Source organism: Mesomycoplasma dispar (assembly GCF_000941075.1).
Taxonomy (GTDB): domain Bacteria; phylum Bacillota_I; class Bacilli_A; order Mycoplasmatales; family Metamycoplasmataceae; genus Mesomycoplasma; species Mesomycoplasma dispar.
The window spans coordinates 101,069-121,303 of the sequence record NZ_CP007229.1 but is presented as its reverse complement, the minus strand read 5'-3'; the positions used below and the strand labels follow the sequence as shown (position 1 = coordinate 121,303).

Sequence of the window (20,235 nt, the reverse complement as noted above, 5' to 3'; positions counted from 1 at the left end):
TATATTATATACAAGGTGTTTTAATTTTTAAATTCCTTGAAAAATCAAGGAAGATCGTATTCAAGTGGGCTTTTTGCGTTTAGTCGCATAATCATTCCAGCAAGACTAAATTTATTTTTAAGGTCAAGTGGATTTTCATTTTTTCAATTGATTCCAAAATAATTATGATTTTGTGAAGAATAAGTCCAACTTTGTAAATACCAAAACGGCGATCCGGCATTTAAAGTTGAAATATATTCGTTTTCAAACCCTTGCACACCAGTTCCGGAGTTTCCGCTATTAAAGAAAATTGGGGTGTAGCCGTTTTGTCTTCAAAGCAAAATATTTGCTGGTTTTGAGTTGGTACGGTTGACAATATAACCACTTTGTTTTCCATAAGGAAAGCCGTTAACTCCAAAATGTTTTAAATTTGGTCCAAAAAAAGTTAAATCACTTGCACCATTTGTATTTAATTTTAAATTTGGTAATTGAAATCAATTTTGAAGTCAGGCTGCTTTTAAAAACTCACCGGCTTCTTTTGCAGCTTTAATTAACGGATTGATATCAACAATTAAGACAGTAACATCAACAAATTGTTGCCCTTGACCGTTTAAATCTGGTTGTTTTGTTCCAGTTCAGACTAGTCAAGTAGGAACATTTTTGACACTATATTGCCCTTGTCAGTATCCATAACCACCATCAATTGAATTAGAATAAAGTTTTCCGGCTATTGCTATATAACGACTTGCGGAGAGAAATTTTGTCAAATCTTCCCCTAAAAGCGTGCTTAAATCGAATTTTCCCCCACCTTCAACGTGATTGTTAGTAATTATGTAAAACCTTCCGTCATTAGGATCTTTGTTTACTTTTGCAAGCATTGTTGCAGTTCCGCGTGTGAATCCGAAAGTTCTTGCTCAAAGATTTTTCGCTAGTGTAAAACTTTCAGGGTTTCATCCTTTATGTAGAAATTCAAAATCTTGGAGATAACCGTTATGAAGTTTATAAGAAACATTCTGATTTGGGTTATAATTGTCTAAATTATAAGCTTTTTGTTCGCTAAAAAACGTAATCGGTTGTTCTTCACGGGTAAAATCAATGTTTTTATAGTCAAACTGGTTAGTTTTAATACCAAAATTTTCATTTTCAACATTATTTGTATACTGAATGTGAATTCTTGCTCCAGCTTTATGTAAAAGAAAGGCTTTTTTTGGATCAAAACTATCAAATTCAGGACTAGAATAAAATTTTGCACCTTTGCCAACATGATTAGTTGCATCATCGACAACTAATCCGTATTTTGGATCTTTTAGTCAAAATTGAAATTCAATTCCTTGATTTTTAATATATTTTGCTGTCAAAACAAAGGCAATATCATCAAGTTTTTTCTTTGTTTTTTCAAAAAACACGTCTTTTGTTGTTGAATTTATTGTAATTAGTTCACCTTTTACTAACTTTTCAAAGTCAAAATCGAAGTCAAAACCACCTTTTATTTCCCGTTTATGCCTTTTATCTCATTCACCTTTGATTCGAATTAGTCTTTCTGAATTTTGAACAAGAGCATTTCCAAAAAGTTGGATTTTCAGTTTACGATTTTGCGCATTATTTTTCAAAAAAGTTTCTTTTATGTATTTTTCCTTTAAAATTCAAGAGGCTTTTCTTGTTTCTGGATCATAATTTCAGTATAAATCTTTATAATAAGGTTCAATTTCACGACTACGAATTACACTGTTTTCTGATTCAAAAACAGTAATTAGTGGATCTTTTGTGTCTAAATCAAGTTGATTTTCGAAACTTTTACTTTCAGAATTCCCTAAAAAGTATCAAGTTGAACCTTTAAATTCAGTTTTTCCATCTTTGTATTTCAAACGGAAAAAGTCTTTATCTCCTAAAGTTTTTATCTCTAAAAATTTAATTGAATCCTTTTTAATTTTAAAGTGATTATAATTTAATGCCGCTTCCTTTATGTCAAAGAAATTGCTAAAAGTACTATCATTTAGGGCATCTTTTGAAATTTGATTTTGATTTTTTCGAATTAAATCACTAAATTTAATACGATTCAAAATTACTTCAGGGTACAATTTTGTTTTATAATCATTTTCAAGATTCTGTAATTTAATAGTTTTTTTGCTACTATAACGAATGTTTGTATTTTGTTTGTTAATGAATCCAAGTTTAAAAGTCATTTCACCTGGAATATTTGTTGTTTTTACATCATAATAGTAAATAAAATAATTTTTTACTATTTTATCAGTGTCAATTGAAATTTTGGGATCAGAATCTAAAAATATCTGTTTTTCAATAATTTTTGGCAAAATTTCATCAGTATCATCAATTTTTTTATCCTCTTCATCAATTTCAGGTTTTACCTGTTTTTCATCAAAAAGATTCTCATTTTCCTTATTAATTTCCACTTTGTTTTGTAAATTTAGTACATAATTTAGAAACAATTCCGCATTTTGCTCGACAATATCTGCCGGATCGACAAGTCGATATTTAATATGTTTACGATTTTTCCGATATCATTCCGCATTTACTTTGCGATATTCAAAATGGCGACTGTTAATTTGATTAATTATTTGCTTATCTTCATCAGAAATTACGTTGGTTTTTATAGTACTTTCGCCATTTCGGGGCAAAATTTCAGTGTTAGAAATTGGCAGAAAATCTTCGTCACTAAATTTTATTCCGTTTTTCGGTTTAATATCTTGATATCTTGCTGGTAGTCAATGAGAAAATCTAATCGCTTTATCTCTTTTAAAAAGTGGAACTCTTTTAAATCCATCAGTGATAATTGGTGCTTCGATTCCATCTTTTTTGTACCAGAAGAAAATTTGTGCCTGACCTTTTAGGTTATCTTTTGAAATTAATTCTTTTGCAAAAATTTCGTATTTACCAATTTTTGCAAAAGAATAAAGACTATTTAATTTTGCAATTATTTCCTCATTTGTTTTACCAACTAAAGAAACTTCGCCGTGAGTGTGTTTAATATCCTTAATTTGTGTATTTTTTAATAATTTTTTCCCACTTTTATCATTTAGAATTTCTAAAATTAGATCTAAATCTGTCTTGTCTTTTTCAGTTTGAATCCCCTGGATGAATTTTTCAGGACCAAAATCTATGCTTATTTCACGACTTAGCTGACCTTTTTTAAATAGTAATTTTAAAGTAATTGTCTGTCTTGCGGCCGAGGTTGCAACTCTTCTAACTTCGCGGTTAATTTTAAAATTTGCAAGTTCAACTGTTGTTCCCTCAGGAACTTGATAGTCAAAAAACTCTTTGTTTTTAAGGATCTTTTCAAAAATTTTATCAAGATCAGATTTACTTAATTCATCAGATTTTTTTGGTTTTTCCTGACCTAAATAGGAAACACGCACCACTTTTGGGTGTCTGTCAAGAGTTTTAAATTTCTTGTTTTGATCAATTTGTCCGGATTTTTGCAGTTCCTCAAGTGCTGGTTTTAACAAGAATTTATAAAATCAGTAATTCCCGACACCACCACCGCCAACAGGTTCTTCAACTTGTCAGAAATAATCTAGTTCATTTTTTGATCTGCTAAAATCATAATCAGCATAATTTGGGTCAGTTCAGTAAGTTTCTTTAAACAAACTTGAATTTTTAAAAGCTTCAGTATATCTAATTTTAACAGGAAAAGTATCAATTTGTTTAAAATTTAACTGATTTTTTGATTTAACTTTAATTTTTTTGATAATTTGATTGTTAAATTTGATGTTTAAATCTAAAAATAATTTATTATCATTACTAAATTCAAGACGATTTTTATTTGCAAGTTCGACTGTGAAATAATTTTTTAAAACTGACTTAATTTGGACAAGATTTTTACTAATAAAATCAAGTAGATTATTTTTTTCAAAAAAATTCTTCTCAAATTCACGAAATGCTATATAGTTTATCTCAAAATAATCATCAAGGGAATCGATTTTTAAACTAGAAACAAGCGAATTAATATCGATATTATTATTTTTAACTAAAAGGTTTTTAGTTAAAAATACTGTTTTTGAAGGGTCTTTTTTTGATTTTGCACGATATTCTAAAATTAAATTGTTCTTATCCTTTTCGTCTAATTTTAAATCTGTTAAGGTAAAATCAATGTCAGAATTTTCTGTCTCTTTTAGTCAAAGCTTAGCATTTTCAAGCGTAAAAGATGCTGAACTTAAGTATTTTTTAATGCTATAGCGATCAAGTCTTTCATTATCTAGACTAACTTTTAGTTGTTGTTCAGCTTCGGATTTAAATTGAACTAAATTTGGATCTAATTTTTTTGGAGTTATTTTTTCGGCTAGAACATCGTTTTCAGATTTTACTTTTGAAATCAAATTAGAAAATAAACTAACTTGTTGAGCAAATTCTGAAGATGAAACTGCTAAATTTTTATAGTCAATTTTATCCAATTTATGATAATTATCCAATTTTTGTTTAATTAAGTTATTGTTTGCATCAAGTAAATTTTTATTTTCTTGGGTGGTAAGTGAATTTTGTTTTAAAAATTCAAAATTTTTTAACTCTAGTTTATAAGTATCAAGTGAATCGGCTAGTTTTAGAATTTCAGAACCAATTTCTTGAATTCCAGAAACTAAAGTTTTTGAATCGGCTAGTTTATTAATGTTAATTAAAAAATTTTGGCTAAATTTATCAGTTTTTAACTGATAATTTAGTCGATTTTTGGCAACTTTTAGTCTTTGATTACCATTTAATCGCCTTAATTCAGATTCGATATTATCTTTTCTAGTTAGCATACTTGAAAGAAAAAAGTACTTGTTTTTAGCGACTAAATTATCATTAACAAGTTTATTCTCAAGATTTAAAACGCTAGATAAGTCCATAAAATCATCAAGAATTTGTTTGTTTTCCGAATTTAGATAATTAGGATTGCTGTTTAATGTTATTTTTTTAACCTTCAATTTTGCAAAATAATCACTTAATTCGTTAAGATTTGTTGAAATTCCTTTGATTTGATTAACCTGAAATTCTGTTAGCGAATTGTTGACTAAATTTCCCAATTCTTGAATAATCCCATTTGATAAATTGGAAAATTTTTTAACTTCTTCACTAGTTTTTTTCTTTAAATTAATTAATTTTGTGTTTTTTTTGCTTTCGGGAGTAATAATTTTATCTAATCCTGATTTAATTTTTTCAAATTCTTTAATTGAATTTGAAAAATCATTGACAAGATTGTTAGATTTTAACTTTGAATCAAATTCAGAGACTAAATTAGTAAAATTTTGTGTTTTTACTTTGGAATATTCAGTTTTTATTGATTTTATTTCTTTAATTAAACTTTCAAGTGATACTAATTCTGAAGCAAAATCGCTTGTGTTAGCATCTTTTGCATAAAGGGAATTAAAAATTTTGAGAATTTCTGACTTTTTCGATCCTAAATTATCAAGATTTGCGTATTTGATAATTTTGTTAAATTGACTAAATTTTAATAGTTCAAATTTATAATTTTGTACTATTTTTTGAAATTCTTGTAAAATTTCAAAAATTTCACTAGAAAATTTATCTAAATCTTGGTTTAAATTAGTGGATTTTAAAATTCCAAGATTTAAATTTGTAAATTTAGTCTTTAAATCCTCATACTTTTTGCTATTTTTAGCAAGAAATTCATTAAAATTATCTTTTTTGATATTAACATCGAATTTACTAGATAAAATAAAAGTTGAATCATAATTTTGTACAAAATTAGCAACTTTGGCAAAATAAACTTCAGTACTAAATTGTTGAACTGTTAAATTCAAGTTTTTGCGAAATGCACTTCTAATTTTTTCAGGAAAAGTAGGAAACTGCGCAAAAAGATTTTCTAATTGAATTTTACCTTTCATTGCATCAGTTCTAACATAATTAAGGGTTTCGGTTGTGCAAGAAATTGTTATGAGCGGAAGAAAGCTAGCAGAAAGTAAAAAAAGTGCATTAGTTTTCAGTTTTTTAGTTTTAATGATAGCCTCCCTATTAGGAAAAAGTAATACTTTTTTACTAAATTATAATACAAAATTCTAACTTTGAGGCGGATTGGTGAAAGGTTTGAAAATTAATTATTCTAGAAAAAATTATAATTTATTAAAAGGTGACCCACAACTTTATTTAAACCTGTTTTTAGTTTTTCCTTTTGTTTTCATATTAGCACATCTTTTGGATTTTAGAATTTTTTTATAAAGTTGTTAGTGTATTTCCGAAAGCAAAAACAAAACCGCCTACAAGGAAAACAAGACATAAAATTATGTGCAGATTATATTTGGCTCGTTGTCAGGCAGGCAAATACATTCCGGTTTTTTCATAACTCAAATGCTTTTTAGTTGGATTTTCTTTTCTCCAGTCCTCCATTTGTAATTCTTTATATTCTTTAATTTTTTTTCTTGTATATTTATGAAAAGAAATTGAAATTATTGCAAGAACAAAAAATATAACCGAGAGCGAAATTAAAACTGACTGAGGAAGATCAATAACTCTAATCCCTGAATAAAATGGACTTGTTTTCATATTATTTTTACTTTAAAGGCACAAAACTTCACTATTTAATAGTGCATAATTTCTTTTCTTCTTCAGTGTGCTCTTTAATTTTTATTGGATATTCATTCCCTAGTTCATCAAGATGAATTAGATCATAATGTTTAAAAATCTTATCTGTAACTCGTTTAGAAGCTACTGTATCTTTGCTTATTTCAATAAATCGTAATGTAAATCTGGTATCTATATTTTTGCCACATTCCTTTGAGATTCCAGAAATAAAAAAATACCTTCCATTTTCTTCTGTTTCTGTAAAATCATCTTGGATTTCATAGTTTTTTTTCTTGAGAATAACACCCTTTTTAATTGCTATAATTGGTTTGCAACCTGTTGGAATAGGTTTTGTAAAATCATTCTTATAAAGCAATAAGTTCTGGCTATTATAATTATTTTCATCTAATAAATCATTGTTATTAGAACCAAATTTAGTAAGCGCTGAATTCACTGGAATAGATTTATAAGTTTCTTTTCCTTTTTCATATACTTTGTATACAAGCGAGTAAAGTGAGCGTAGATCGTCCTTATAAGATTTTCCTCCATCGTGTTTGCTAAGCATTTTAAATTGAATTGGGATTGAATCATATTTAATTATTCGAATATTTTTATAGTATTTTTTAACAATTTTTGGCTCACCATAAAAGGTTTGTTGGTTTAAAGGCTCAAGTTTATAATATAAAATTTTCCCAATTGCTTTTGCTGCATCAATTTCATCAATTAGTTCAGGTTCTTTTTTTTTTAAATCATCTATATATTTGGCAAAAGCATCGCCTTTTTCCTTATATTTAAAAAAAATCTCTTTTAGTCTTTCAAATTCAACCTTATGTGATTCAGCCATTAAAACTTTATATTTACTTTCTTCCGTACCAAACGGGTTTATGAAATATTTTTCTAATTCTTCGTTGGTAGAATTTAGTAGATTTATTTTATTAATCTTAAAATATTTGTTTTGATTCTCATCAAATTTAAAACCACATAAATTTTCATTAGAAATCTGACAATTTAAAATAGTGCGTAATTTACGTGAAAATTTAATAGGAATCTCATTTTTTGCAATAGTACATTGTTCTAAAATTTTGTTTTTTAGTTCATCAATTTTAGCAAATTTTTCGATTTCAAACTTTGGTTTTCTAACAATTTCACCTGTACGAACATTAAGTTTATGATCTTCATCATAGTTCTCAAATGAATTATCAGAAATAGTTAAAAGATTGGCAAGTTGCCGATTTTCATTTCCAATAATTGCAACAATTGCGGCATCAACAGCGTGATGTTCGTTATTTTCCCGTCTTTTTTTGATGACTTTTTTGTGAGTACTTTCATCTTCTTTTGCATTATTTTCAAAAATTTCGTCTTTGGAATAACCAGTTTTTCCACGGAAATATCTAGTAACATGCCCTTTAATTGTTGCAACTTTTACTTTATGAATTTGAGATTTTTCATCTAAATATTCAAAATGTTCATTATTTTGGAAATGGTCACGGAGTGCATGATAGAATAATTTTGTCGAATATCTTGTATCATTTAAGTTTCGTGCGATAAATTCTGCATGATATTGATCAAAATCTTCTAATGTTAATAAACGATATTTTTTTTTTGAAGAATCTTTATCTAAATCGACATAATCAGTGTTATTTTTAGATTTAATACTATCAATAAATAATTCCTTAACTTTTTCTAAATATTTCTTAAAATATTCTTCTCCTTTTTTTCTGGCATATTTACTTGCAATTTCTTTTCTTTTTTCTCCATTTTTAGCTCTTAATGTAAGAATTTTATTTGCCTGGGAGTTGTCATAAGACATTGAATAGGGAATTATGTGGTCAATTTCGTAATTTTGACTTTTTTCAATAAGGTCATTAATTTTAATTTCTCCTTCATCAGACGAATCAAGGTCATAAAGATCAAGTTTTTCTTGTTGATAGTAAAGTCTTAATTTGTCAAATAGTGATTTAGATTTTGATTTTAGTTGCTCGAAAGTATAACCCTCTTCTTTTAAATTAAGGGCTTCAAATAATTTCTTATCTTTTTCTTTTGATTCTTTGATAGCTTTATTTATCTTGTAAGTAGTTTTTTTATCATTTTTTGTGCGTGGACTTTCGATAATTATTGCATCAATTTGATAGTCTTTTGAGTATTTTTTAATGATTTGATTTAGAACTAAAATTGCTTGTTCAAAGGTGTTTTTAGTTCCTGGGGATATAATTTCATCTTCAAAAATTCGTGGATTTAGGTACTTGGATTTTTTATTCACCTTTTTAATTTTATTTTTTTCTTCTTCTCATGTTTGTCTAGTTTCTAAATCGTTTCATTTTAAAAATTCAGAATTTTTATTTTGACTAATCATTTTAGGAAGAAAAAAATGAATTGCTTTTAGGGATAAATTTCCAATTTTTTTAAAATTTAATTTTTCTTTAAATAGTGAGTCTAGGAATTTTTCCTGTTTTTCCGGTATTATTTGAAATTTGCTGAAAATACCTTTTTCTTCTAGTTTTTTTAATACTTCATTTTTTTCACGAGCTTTATCGTGATCGACTATTGCACAAATTTTGTCTAAAAAGGGCAAAAATTCTACTAAATTATTAGATTTTACTTGTTTAGCATTTGATGAATGCGAATAAATTATTTTTAGTAATTTATTTGTTGTTTCTAATTTAGTTGTTGGTTTTGCTTTAATAATGTCTCTTCCTTGAATAGAATCATCATTAGTGATATCAGTTTTTTCAAGACCAAAATCCGCAAGGATAATTTTTATAATATCATCTTCAATTGAAGCATCTTTATTTTTTTTATTTTTTCTTGCTTCTAATAATTTATCAAGTAGAAAATCGCGATCTTTTGTTTTTAATTGCCAATTCTTCCCGTTTTCTAATTTTAGTTCTGAACTTAAATTAATTAATTGATTCAGAAGATTAAAAATTTCATATGATGGATAATTACTTGAAACTCTACTTTCTTGAACAAAAAACGAACACTTTCCAATAGTTTTATCCCAGATGTTTTCATATTCAACAACTTTTCCGGTCTCATCTATTTCAAAAACACCATATTTACTGATACTATTTTTTGATCCTGGCCCTTTTGCATAATCTCGGACTGAACTAAAAATATCTAAAAATTTTTTACCAAATTCGTAATCTATCTCTTGAATTTCAAAAAGTTTACTAATTTCATTTCTCCAGTGAAGATTGGAAAAATTATATCCATATTCACTCACTAAACCATAAGAATTAAAAAACCCATTTTTCTTGAAAAATCTGTCTAATAAAATACTTGGAAACTCACTTCCCTTATATTTTGAGGCAAATTTTTTATTTTTTTTCTTTTCTTCTTCGCTATTTTGTTCTATATCATAAAAAAAACCACGATTTTCGAGATAGTCATGCAAAATTCAAACTAACTCTAATTTTTCAATTTTAGAATTAAGAGCTTTTATTTTCAAATCGAGAATATTCGGATATTTATTCGCACAGTTTCTATAAATTTCAGTAAATTTTTCCTCGATCTTCTTATAATTTTCAACATCTTTTTTATCAATTCTGCTAATTTGACTAGTATTTTCAAGTCCAAAAAGTTCTTTATATTTCAAAATCAAGTTCATAAATTTTTGATTTCGATATGCTTTTCGTCGAATATTCCTCCTAGTTGAACGGTGTCCACGCCTTTTTTGTGCTGTTTTTCTTTCTTCAAATAGCCGCGATCCTCAATTAAGAATTTTACTAGTATCACTTTCGATAATTGCTCATCCAACAGATGCAATTCCAAGGTCAAAACCGATAGTTATATGTTTTTTGCCCATAATTTTCCTTAAATTTATTAATTTTTTAATTATTTTTAAAGGTAGTTTTAAAATTATATTAGATAAATTTTACCAAAAATTGAACATTTTTTTTATTTTTTACAAATAAAAATAAAAAAAATTATTGAAAAAAGTTAAATTTAAATAATTTTAGCAAAAAAATTTATTTTTTTTCAAAAAATAAAAAAACCCCACAAAGTGGGGAAATTCGACAGCATAATGCGTCTTATTTTTGTGCGACAATTTCTTATTAGAGTAAAATTTTATTCGCATACTAACGTATGCAAAATAAATTATACTATATTTTTTAGTTTTTTTCAAAAAAAAAAAAAAAAGCGAGCTCTTTATGAAAAAAATCATTGAAATTAGCGAATCTGAGTATGTCTATCTTTTTCTAAATAACATTATTATCAAAAAGGATAGTGAAAAATTTGTTTTCCCAATTGATTCAATTGATGTGTTAATCTTTGAAAACGACAGGACAACACTGTCAATTCCCGTAATTAACGAACTTGTTGAAAAAAAGGTTAACATTATCATTTGCAAAAACCACCTACCGCAGTCACTAATCATTCCATATAACGGCTATTATAATAATAAGGTGTTCCAAGAGCAAATAAAATGAGATATTAGTTATAAAACTAAAACTTGACAGGAAATAATTAAGCTAAAAATTCAAAGATCACTAAATCTTTTAAAAGCAATTAAGAAAATTAGTTTTGAAGATGAGACAAAAATGCAAGAGTATTTTCACGAAGTTCAACCTTATGATATAAATAACCGCGAAGGCCACGCTGCTAAATTGTATTTCAAAATTTTATTTGGTAAAAATTTTATCCGCGATCATGATGGCAGCGATAAAATCAACATTTTACTAAATTATGGCTATATGGTCTTGCTAAGTTATGTTGCAAGGATTCTTTGTGGCAAAGGACTTGATAATCGGCTTGGAATTTATCATAAAAGTTTTAATAACAATTTTCCACTTGCCTGTGATTTAATGGAACCTTATCGTTATTGAGTTGATCATATTGTCTATAATCATATTAATGCTGAATTTCTTAGCTTTCAAGATTTTAAGGAAACACTTTTTAAATCATTTGCCCAACATATTGAATATAAAGGAAAACAAATTAAATTTAGTAAATATATTGAATTTGAAATTATGGACATTCTTAATTTAAAAGAAAATCAAAAGGAAAATACTGCAGAAAGTGATCAAAGTCAATACTAGAGAAATGCGGATTTTACTGATGTATGACATTTACTATGAAAATGAAGAAGATAATAAACTTTATAATAAATTTATTAAAGAACTTTATAAACTTGGATATATTAGATTGCAATATTCAATTTATTCAAAAGTAATTCCGACTCACTTGCAATATAATAGCGAAAAAAAGAAATTATTAAGAATTATCCCCAAAAATTCTAATGTCAGAATTGTGATGCTAACTGAAAAACAGTACCAAAACATCGAAATTCTTAACGGCACAAAGTCTAAAAACGAAATTTATAATTTAGAAGAGGATTATATTAAATTATAATGCTAAAATTTTTTAATAACCTTAATAACATAGTCGAACTTAAAACTAATATAAAAATTATTGAAACTGAGAATACTGACCTATTTTTAGCCGATCTTTTTAAATACGAATACGAAGCCGGGGCTAAAGTTTTTGAACTAAACTCAAAAACTATTTCAATAAAAGATGTAATTTTAATTTCTAATTTAACAAAATTTTCCGATTTTTTTAGTCTTAGCACTAAAAATTGACTTGGTGATTCAATAATTAATAATGAATATTGAGCTGAGAGTCTCTTTTTTAGAAACGAAAATATTGACAAAATTGTTGCTAATATCAATGAAAAGCTAGGGTTTCCATTCCTAAATTACGAAATTGATAATACTAAATTGATCAAGGCAGTTTTTAGTGTTGAAACTGACATCTTAATAAATCAGCATAACTTTGAAAATTTAATTAATATTATTTTTAGCACTATGAAACATACGCTTATAATTTTAAAAGATCTTGACTATATAAAATTAGATAAACTTTTTAAATATTCAAGTCTAACTTTTTTAATATTAACTAATGATTTTACAAAATATATTTCAAAATTTAGTGAACTTGAACTGATTTCATTTTATTCAAATAAAACAGTTGTAGATGTTATTGATAATTTACCGATAATTCGCTACTTTGAAAATATTAAAAATAGTCCAATTGATGAAAATGAGTTGATTTATAATTCTGAAGAGGAAAAATTAGTTGCAAAATTGGATTTTTACAAGATAAAAACTAGTTTTTTCAAGTAACCACATCTTTCTGAAGTGATTTTTGGCTTAAAAAAAGAAAAAAAATTACCTTTTTTCTTGTAAATGAGGTTTTTGTGCTGTACAATTTCTTACTAGAGTAAAACCAAACCCCCAACCTAATCTTAACAGCTTTAGTTTTTGTGCTGTACAATTTCTTACTAGAGTAAAACAAACATATCACCTTTTACCGTAAACAATTTGTTTTTGTGCTGTACAATTTCTTACTAGAGTAAAACTAAAAGTTAATGAATATAATATTGGTATTAGTTTTTGTGCTGTACAATTTCTTACTAGAGTAAAACCTATTAAATACAGTAACGATAATAGCGGTAGTTTTTGTGCTGTACAATTTCTTACTAGAGTAAAACAATGTTTATGACTTAAACAAAAAAACTTTTGTTTTTGTGCTGTACAATTTCTTACTAGAGTAAAACAATGTTTATGACTTAAACAAAAAAACTTTTGTTTTTGTGCTGTACAATTTCTTACTAGAGTAAAACTTACCTCCGCCCAGATGGACACACTTGTTAGTTTTTGTGCTGTACAATTTCTTACTAGAGTAAAACAGGTAATAACAAAATAAGTTTTGTAACCCTGTTTTTGTGCTGTACAATTTCTTACTAGAGTAAAACTTATCCGAGTTTTTATATAGTTTTATCAATGTTTTTGTGCTGTACAATTTCTTACTAGAGTAAAACTATAATCATATTGATATTGATAAATTTATTGTTTTTGTGCTGTACAATTTCTTACTAGAGTAAAACATACTATCAAATTCTTATGTTGAGTATTTAGTTTTTGTGCTGTACAATTTCTTACTAGAGTAAAACTAAACATTTCCCCTTTTACCGAAAATAATTTGTTTTTGTGCTGTACAATTTCTTACTAGAGTAAAACTAAAAGCGCAGAACGAAACTGGTGCGGTGAGTTTTTGTGCTGTACAATTTCTTACTAGAGTAAAACGCAATAAAATCTGGGTACACCTGCTTAATAGTTTTTGTGCTGTACAATTTCTTACTAGAGTAAAACTAAATGGTTTCAGAATCTATTTCACTCCCCGTTTTTGTGCTGTACAATTTCTTACTAGAGTAAAACAATTCAGAATTATGATAACTTTGCTGTTATGTTTTTGTGCTGTACAATTTCTTACTAGAGTAAAACTAATTGTTTTAAATATTCGATTACTTCATTGTTTTTGTGCTGTACAATTTCTTACTAGAGTAAAACCGTGAAATTGAGTCTATGTTAGACCCAGATGTTTTTGTGCTGTACAATCCTGAATTTCCCAGTTACAAACGCATAATTATAAAAGACCTCCTAATTTAGGTGATCTTTTTAGAACTTAACGTTATTTCATAACAATTTTTTCGACTTATAACCCGGATTTTTGTCAAACATTACTAGCAAAATACATTTCTAGTCGCTTTTTATTTTTGATTAGAGGTTATTATGCATTTACAAATCAGGTTTTTTACTATAAAACTAAAAAAGAACAACTTTTTTAACATTTTTATTATTAAAATAATTACATCATAATTGTTATGAAAGGTTAGTACTTTTTTCTTATTATTTTTTAAAACAAATCCTTATTTGTTAGTGTTTTTTGATATTTACAAATTAATTATACCACTAACTGGGAAACTCAGGTACAATTTCTTACTAGAGTAAAACCGTGAAATTGAGTCTATGTTAGACCCAGATGTTTTTGTGCTGTACAATTTCTTACTAGAGTAAAACCTTGGTCTAAAAATGTTCTCTTCAAAAGACGTTTTTGTGCTGTACAATTTCTTACTAGAGTAAAACGAACGTCGTGAGACAGTTCGGTCCCTATCTGTTTTTGTGCTGTACAATTTCTTACTAGAGTAAAACCCTAGTGGTTATGAAATTCCAACTGATTCTGTTTTTGTGCTGTACAATTTCTTACTAGAGTAAAACTCCAGATTTAAGACCAAATTTAATGATTGTGTTTTTGTGCTGTACAATTTCTTACTAGAGTAAAACTTTATCTAAATTAGAATAAAGGAGCAAATAGTTTTTGTGCTGTACAATTTCTTACTAGAGTAAAACACTGACAGAAAATATCAAATCCCGGAATATGTTTTTGTGCTGTACAATTTCTTACTAGAGTAAAACGAAAACTGCTGGACAAAACAGCGCATACCCGTTTTTGTGCTGTACAATTTCTTACTAGAGTAAAACCAGTATTTCAAAGACTTTTTTAGCATGATGGTTTTTGTGCTGTACAATTTCTTACTAGAGTAAAACCCCTACAGACTGCAGGTATAAACTCTTATTGTTTTTGTGCTGTACAATTTCTTACTAGAGTAAAACTTTGGTTTTAATGAAAAGTTTTTAAAACTAGTTTTTGTGCTGTACAATTTCTTACTAGAGTAAAACTTTTAAAGACCATAAAAAACCAGGTGACTATGTTTTTGTGCTGTACAATTTCTTACTAGAGTAAAACAAGTATAATTATTTCCTGTTGGAATTTCACGTTTTTGTGCTGTACAATTTCTTACTAGAGTAAAACTCCGGCGATAAAGGAAAATTCCGCCAATTCGTTTTTGTGCTGTACAATTTCTTACTAGAGTAAAACTTGAGCAGCGCTTTATTACGACCCGGGGACGTTTTTGTGCTGTACAATTTTTTACTAGAGTAAAACGAAGTCATAAGTTTTAATAATTTACGAAAATATTTTTCTTTTTATTAATTTTTGGTATAATTTTAACGCAATACATAGAGATAATAACTGTCATTTTTTTGACTTAATTTGTTATTTGAATGTATCTTTCAAGTATTGCCCCTATTTTTAAAAGAAAGGAGAGCAAAATTGAATAGTTTTCGTAAGAAAAAAGTTGAAACTGTTGCTGAAATTGAAAAGTTACTGACTGATTCTTCTTCGCTTGCGATTGTTGAATACCGTGGACTTACTGTCGCTGAATTACAACAACTACGTCAAGAGTTTAAATCTTCTGGCGTTTTTTCTAAAGTATACAAAAATCGTCTTTTCAAAATTGCAGCTGAAAATTCAGGGTATTCAAATCTTAAAAGCGATTTAATTGGTCCAAATTTATTCGCTTTTGGAACAACAGATCCGATTGCGCCTGCAAAAATAATTGCAAAAAACGCAAAAGAACAACCACTTTTAATTCTCAAAGGTGGAATTTATGAAAAAGCAGTTGTTTCTAGCGAAGAAAATACTGTTATCGCATCACTTCCAAACTATACAGAAGCAATTACAATGCTAGCTTCTGCGCTCCAAAGTCCATTAAAACAATTGGCTTTTGGTCTTAAATTATTAATCGATGAGCAAAAAATAACCGCCTAAGAAAGGGATAGAAATGGCTAAAATTACAAAAGAACAATTTATTGAATCATTAAAAGAGATGTCAATTAAAGAAGTTATGGAATTTGTTGATGCTCTTAAAGAAGAATTTGGTGTTGATCCGTCTGCCGTTGCCGTTGCCGCCGCTCCAACCGCTGCAGCCGAAGTAAAAACCGAAGTTAAATTAACATTAAAATCAGCTGGACAACAAAAAGTTGCCGTAATTAAAGTAGTTAAAGACTTGTTAGGATTAAGTTTAATGGAAGCTAAAAAACTTGTTGATGCTGCTCCTTCCGTAATTAAAGAGGCAATCAAACCCGAAGAAGCTGAAGAATACAAAACTAAACTAGTTGAAGCTGGGGCAGAAGTTTCTATTGACTAATTTTTTGTCAAAAAAAATTGCAAATTAACATAAAAAAGGTGTGTAAACACCATTTTTATTTATTTTCTTATTAGAAATAAGAAAATATCCCAGTCAACTTTTTCCTTATTTTTTTAAAAGTTATTAAAAAAATTTCTGTTTTTTCTCTTTTCTAATATAATTTAAAAACTTATGGAAAAAATTAAAAAGGGGTGAAAAAATGAACCACTTATACAATTTAAGATCATATGGAATCGGCACTGACCGACGTTTTTATGGTAAAACAAACAACACTTTGGAAACTCCAGATTTTCTAGATTCACTCCGTGATTCTTTTGATTGATTTATTTATTCAGGAATTCCGCAGGCTTTTGAGAAAATTTTTCCAATTGTTTCTTCAAATGGGAAATTAGAAATTAAATTTCGCCCTGATTCACTTCGGGTTGAAAAACCTGAAAACGAATATTTAGCGATCCGTGAAGCAAAAATTAAAGGAAAAACATACGCTGCCAGAGTTTATGTTACTTTAGTTAAAATTCAAGTCGAAGATGGAGAAATGGAAGAGCAAGAAATTTTGCTTTCCGAGTTTCCATTTATGACTCAAGGCGGAACTTTTATCATAAATGGCTTTGAAAAAGTTATTGTTTCACAATTAATCCGTTCACCAGGTGTTTGTTTTCGTGAAAATGTGCGGAATCGACAAGCCGATGATCTTTTTAACAAAGTGGAAATTATTCCGCAATTAGGTTCATGAATGGAAATTTTCCATAAAGTTACAGGGAATCAAGTTGATACTGTTAAATTTCGTGTTGATAAACATAAAAATATTCCGTTGATTGCGTTTTTAAAAGCGCTTGGATTCACTAACGAAACAATTCGTAAATATTTTGGTAGTTCAGTTGAACTTCAAGAATCAATTCGAAAACACAAAATTGATTCAATTGAGGACAATTTAGAACTAATCTACCGAATTATTCGCAAAGATGACCGTGTAACCGAAGAGGGACTGAAAAATTTAATTCCGTCAATTATTTTCAATGAAAGACGTTATAATTTATCGGCAACTGGGCGTTATATGCTCAATTCTAAACTTAATTTAATTGACCGAATTTCACAATCCTACCTTGCCGAAGATATTGTTAACAAAAAAAAGCAAACTTTATACAAAAAAGGTACTTATATTACTCGTAAAATTGCGCTTGAAATTCAAGAAAAATTCAATAACTCTGAAATTGAACTTTCAAAAATTGAAGGTGTTGATTCATCAATTTATGCTCGCCAATTACAAATTAGTCGTAATCAAAATTTAGGCGAAAGAATCTATGTCGCAATTGTAAAAGTTTGACCAAACAAAAAAGCAATGTTGCAAGATAGCGAACCTATTAATGTTATTGCAACTGATCCAAATTTAACTGAAACAACTTTGGTTTTATCAGATATTATTGCAATTGTTTCTTATTATTTCAATTTATTACACAATTTAGGAAAAAACGACGACCCTGATTCGCTAATTAACAAACGAATTGTAAGTGTTGGCGAACTTTTACAGAACCAATTTTTAATTGCTTTAACTAAAATTGAAAAAAATAGTAAAGAAAGAATTTCATCAAAATCTGACCTTTCACAGTTAACAGTAAAATCTGTTATTAATAACAAACCGATTTATAACCAATTTAAAAATTTTTTCAACTCATCAAAACTATCACAATTTATGGATCAAATTAATCCTCTTGGTGAAATGGCAAACAAAAGAAGAGTTACTTCTCTTGGTCCTGGAGGTCTAAATCGTGATACCGCCCAATTTGAGGTTCGGGATGTGCACTCAACTCACTACGGTCGAATTTGTCCTGTTGAAACTCCTGAAGGTCAAAACATCGGTTTAATTCTTAATTTTTCTGTTTTTTCAAAAATCAATAAATACGGTTTTATTATCACCCCTTATTATAAAGTAACAAATCGCGTTGTCGATTTTAAACAAGTTCATTGACTTACAGCCGCGGAAGAATACGGACTAAGTTTTGCCCAATCTTCAATCGAAATTGACAAAAAAAATAGAATTGTTGCTGATAAATTAACAGTTCGAAAAAATCAAACTTACCTTGTTCTTGACTCAGAACAAGTCGATTATATCGATGTTTCTTCAATGCAAATGACTTCAATTTCAGCATCAGCAATTCCTTTTTTGGAAAATAACGATGCTAACCGTGCGCTTATGGGTTCAAACATGCAACGTCAAGCAGTGCCGCTTATTAAATCAGAAGCACCGCTTGTTGCAACTGGAATTGAATCTGATATTGCCCGCTTTTCAGCAACCAATTTACGCGCAACCGTTAGTGGAAAAGTAGTTTTTGTCGATTCAAAAAAAGTCATTATTAACGATGGCGAATCACAAAAAATTCATTATTTACGTGCTTTTGAAAAGTCCAACCAAGAAACACTAATTTTACAAAAACCAACAGTTAAAGTTGGTGATGTTGTCAAAAAAGGACAACTAATTTGCGATGGTCCTTCAACTGACAACGGTGAACTTGCCCTTGGAAAAAATGTTCTTGTTGCTTTCAGCACTTGATATGGTTATAATTACGAAGATGCCATCATTTTAAGCGAAAAGCTCGTAAAAGACGATGTTTTTACCTCAATTCACATTCAGGAACAAACTATTAAATTCCGTTCTTCAAAAGCAGGAAACGATGTTCTAACTGCCGAAGTTCCTAATGCTTCGACAAAATCACGCGCCCATCTTGATGCTAACGGAATCGTAATCGTTGGTTCAGAAGTTGATACTGGTGATATTTTAGTCGGAAGAACATCGCCAAAAGGAGAAGATAATCCAACCGCTGAAGAAAAATTAATGGCGGCAATTTGGGGTAAAAAAGCACTTGCACAAAAAGACACTTCACTTCGTGTTAAAAATGGTGAAGGCGGAACCGTTATCGATGTTCAAATTCTTTCTCGCGATCAAGGTGACAATCTCGAAGAAGGTGTCGGAATGCTTGTTAAAATCTTGATCGCCCAAAAAAGAAAGGTTAAAGTTGGCGACAAAATGGCAGGTCGGCACGGAAATAAAGGTGTTGTTTCGATAGTTCTTCCAGTTGAAGATATGCCGTTTTTAGAAGACGGAACTCCCGTTGATGTCGTCCTAAACCCGCAAGGTGTGCCTTCGCGGATGAATATCGGTCAAGTTTTAGAATTGCACCTTGGAATGGCAGCAAAAAGATTAAATACAAAATTTGTCACCCCAGTTTTTGACGGAATTAAAATTGATACTATCAAAAGTTTGTTTGCCGAGGCAAATATTCCTGAATCAGGAAAATTCAAATTATTTGACGGAATTACTGGTCAAGCTTTTGAGAATCCAGTTTCTGTTGGTTATATGTATATGCTGAAATTACAACATATGGTTGATGATAAAATGCATGCAAGATCAATCGGACCTTATTCACTAACAACACAGCAACCTTTAGGTGGAAAATCACAAAATGGTGGGCAAAGATTCGGGGAAATGGAAACTTGAGCGCTCGAATCTTTTGGTGCAACTTCAGTTTTATCAGAACTTCTAACCTACAAATCAGATAACATTCAAGGTCGTAATTTGCTTTATAATAACATAATTTCTGGTGGAAAAATCCCTCGCCCTGGAACTCCAGAGTCATTCAATGTTTTAGCTTACGAACTCCGTGGTCTTTTAATCAAACTTGAAGTTCACAAAAAAGATCAACCTGAAGAACAAGAAGAGGAAGAAAAAGTAGCAATAGACTTTACAGAAATTCCTGTTGATTTCATTGACGAATTTGACAACGAGGGTCGTATACAACTTGAAAAAGTTGATGACCAATTCGAATTTGACGAAGAAAATGTTGATTTTGATTAAAATAAATTTCATTCTTGACAAAAAAAGAAATTGTTCCCGTTTTTAAAGGAGAATTTAAAAA

Annotated in this window: 9 protein-coding genes and 2 CRISPR repeat arrays; of the genes, 6 read left to right on the top strand and 3 right to left on the bottom strand. The window is 28.7% G+C overall.

The genetic code is table 4. From position 1 onward, the window contains the following. Positions 1 to 20 precede the first annotated feature (20 nt). The 3 genes from MDIS_RS00425 to cas9 form a co-directional block, all read right to left on the bottom strand. Positions 21 to 5,819, bottom strand: a complete 5,799-nt coding sequence (locus MDIS_RS00425; RefSeq protein WP_232034179.1) for an MGA_1079 family surface serine endopeptidase — start codon at positions 5,817 to 5,819, stop codon at positions 21 to 23. Positions 5,820 to 6,144: 325 nt separating this feature from the next. Next, positions 6,145 to 6,474, bottom strand: coding sequence for a hypothetical protein (locus MDIS_RS00420; protein WP_044635169.1), 330 nt, complete (start codon positions 6,472 to 6,474; stop codon positions 6,145 to 6,147). Between the two features lie 31 nt (positions 6,475 to 6,505). After that, entirely contained in the window at positions 6,506 to 10,297 is a 3,792-nt protein-coding gene (cas9, locus tag MDIS_RS00415; protein WP_044635168.1) for a type II CRISPR RNA-guided endonuclease Cas9, read from the bottom strand. A 346-nt stretch (positions 10,298 to 10,643) separates the two neighbouring features. On the opposite strand from cas9, the gene cas1 reads away from it, so the two are divergent. The 6 genes from cas1 (at position 10,644) to rpoB (ending at position 20,174) form a co-directional block, all read left to right on the top strand. Beyond that, a complete protein-coding gene (cas1, locus tag MDIS_RS00410) occupies positions 10,644 to 11,531 on the top strand; it encodes a type II CRISPR-associated endonuclease Cas1 (protein WP_044635167.1) in 888 nt (295 codons plus the stop codon). 19 nt (positions 11,532 to 11,550) lie between these two features. After that, positions 11,551 to 11,844, top strand: coding sequence for a CRISPR-associated endonuclease Cas2 (gene cas2, locus MDIS_RS00405; RefSeq protein WP_232510562.1), 294 nt, complete (start codon positions 11,551 to 11,553; stop codon positions 11,842 to 11,844). Then, entirely contained in the window at positions 11,844 to 12,617 is a 774-nt protein-coding gene (locus MDIS_RS00400; RefSeq protein ID WP_044635165.1) for a hypothetical protein, read from the top strand. The genes cas2 and MDIS_RS00400 overlap by 1 nt, the downstream gene beginning before the upstream one ends. 68 nt (positions 12,618 to 12,685) lie before the next feature. Continuing rightward, positions 12,686 to 13,844: direct repeats of the CRISPR family, unit length 36 nt; unit sequence GTTTTTGTGCTGTACAATTTCTTACTAGAGTAAAAC. Positions 13,845 to 14,317: 473 nt separating this feature from the next. Next, a CRISPR array of direct repeats spans positions 14,318 to 15,279; the repeat unit is 36 nt; unit sequence GTTTTTGTGCTGTACAATTTCTTACTAGAGTAAAAC. A 168-nt stretch (positions 15,280 to 15,447) separates the two neighbouring features. Beyond that, positions 15,448 to 15,945 (top strand): 50S ribosomal protein L10, encoded by a 498-nt coding sequence (rplJ, locus tag MDIS_RS00395; protein ID WP_044635164.1) that lies wholly within the window; start codon positions 15,448 to 15,450, stop codon positions 15,943 to 15,945. Between the two features lie 13 nt (positions 15,946 to 15,958). Further along, the gene (gene rplL, locus MDIS_RS00390) at positions 15,959 to 16,324 is read left to right on the top strand and encodes a 50S ribosomal protein L7/L12 (RefSeq protein WP_044635163.1); all 366 of its coding nucleotides are present in this window, start codon (positions 15,959 to 15,961) and stop codon (positions 16,322 to 16,324) included. A gap of 199 nt (positions 16,325 to 16,523) precedes the next feature. After that, positions 16,524 to 20,174: a DNA-directed RNA polymerase subunit beta gene (gene rpoB / locus MDIS_RS00385; RefSeq protein ID WP_044635162.1), complete on the top strand. Its 3,651-nt coding sequence runs from the start codon at positions 16,524 to 16,526 to the stop codon at positions 20,172 to 20,174. Positions 20,175 to 20,235 lie beyond the last annotated feature (61 nt).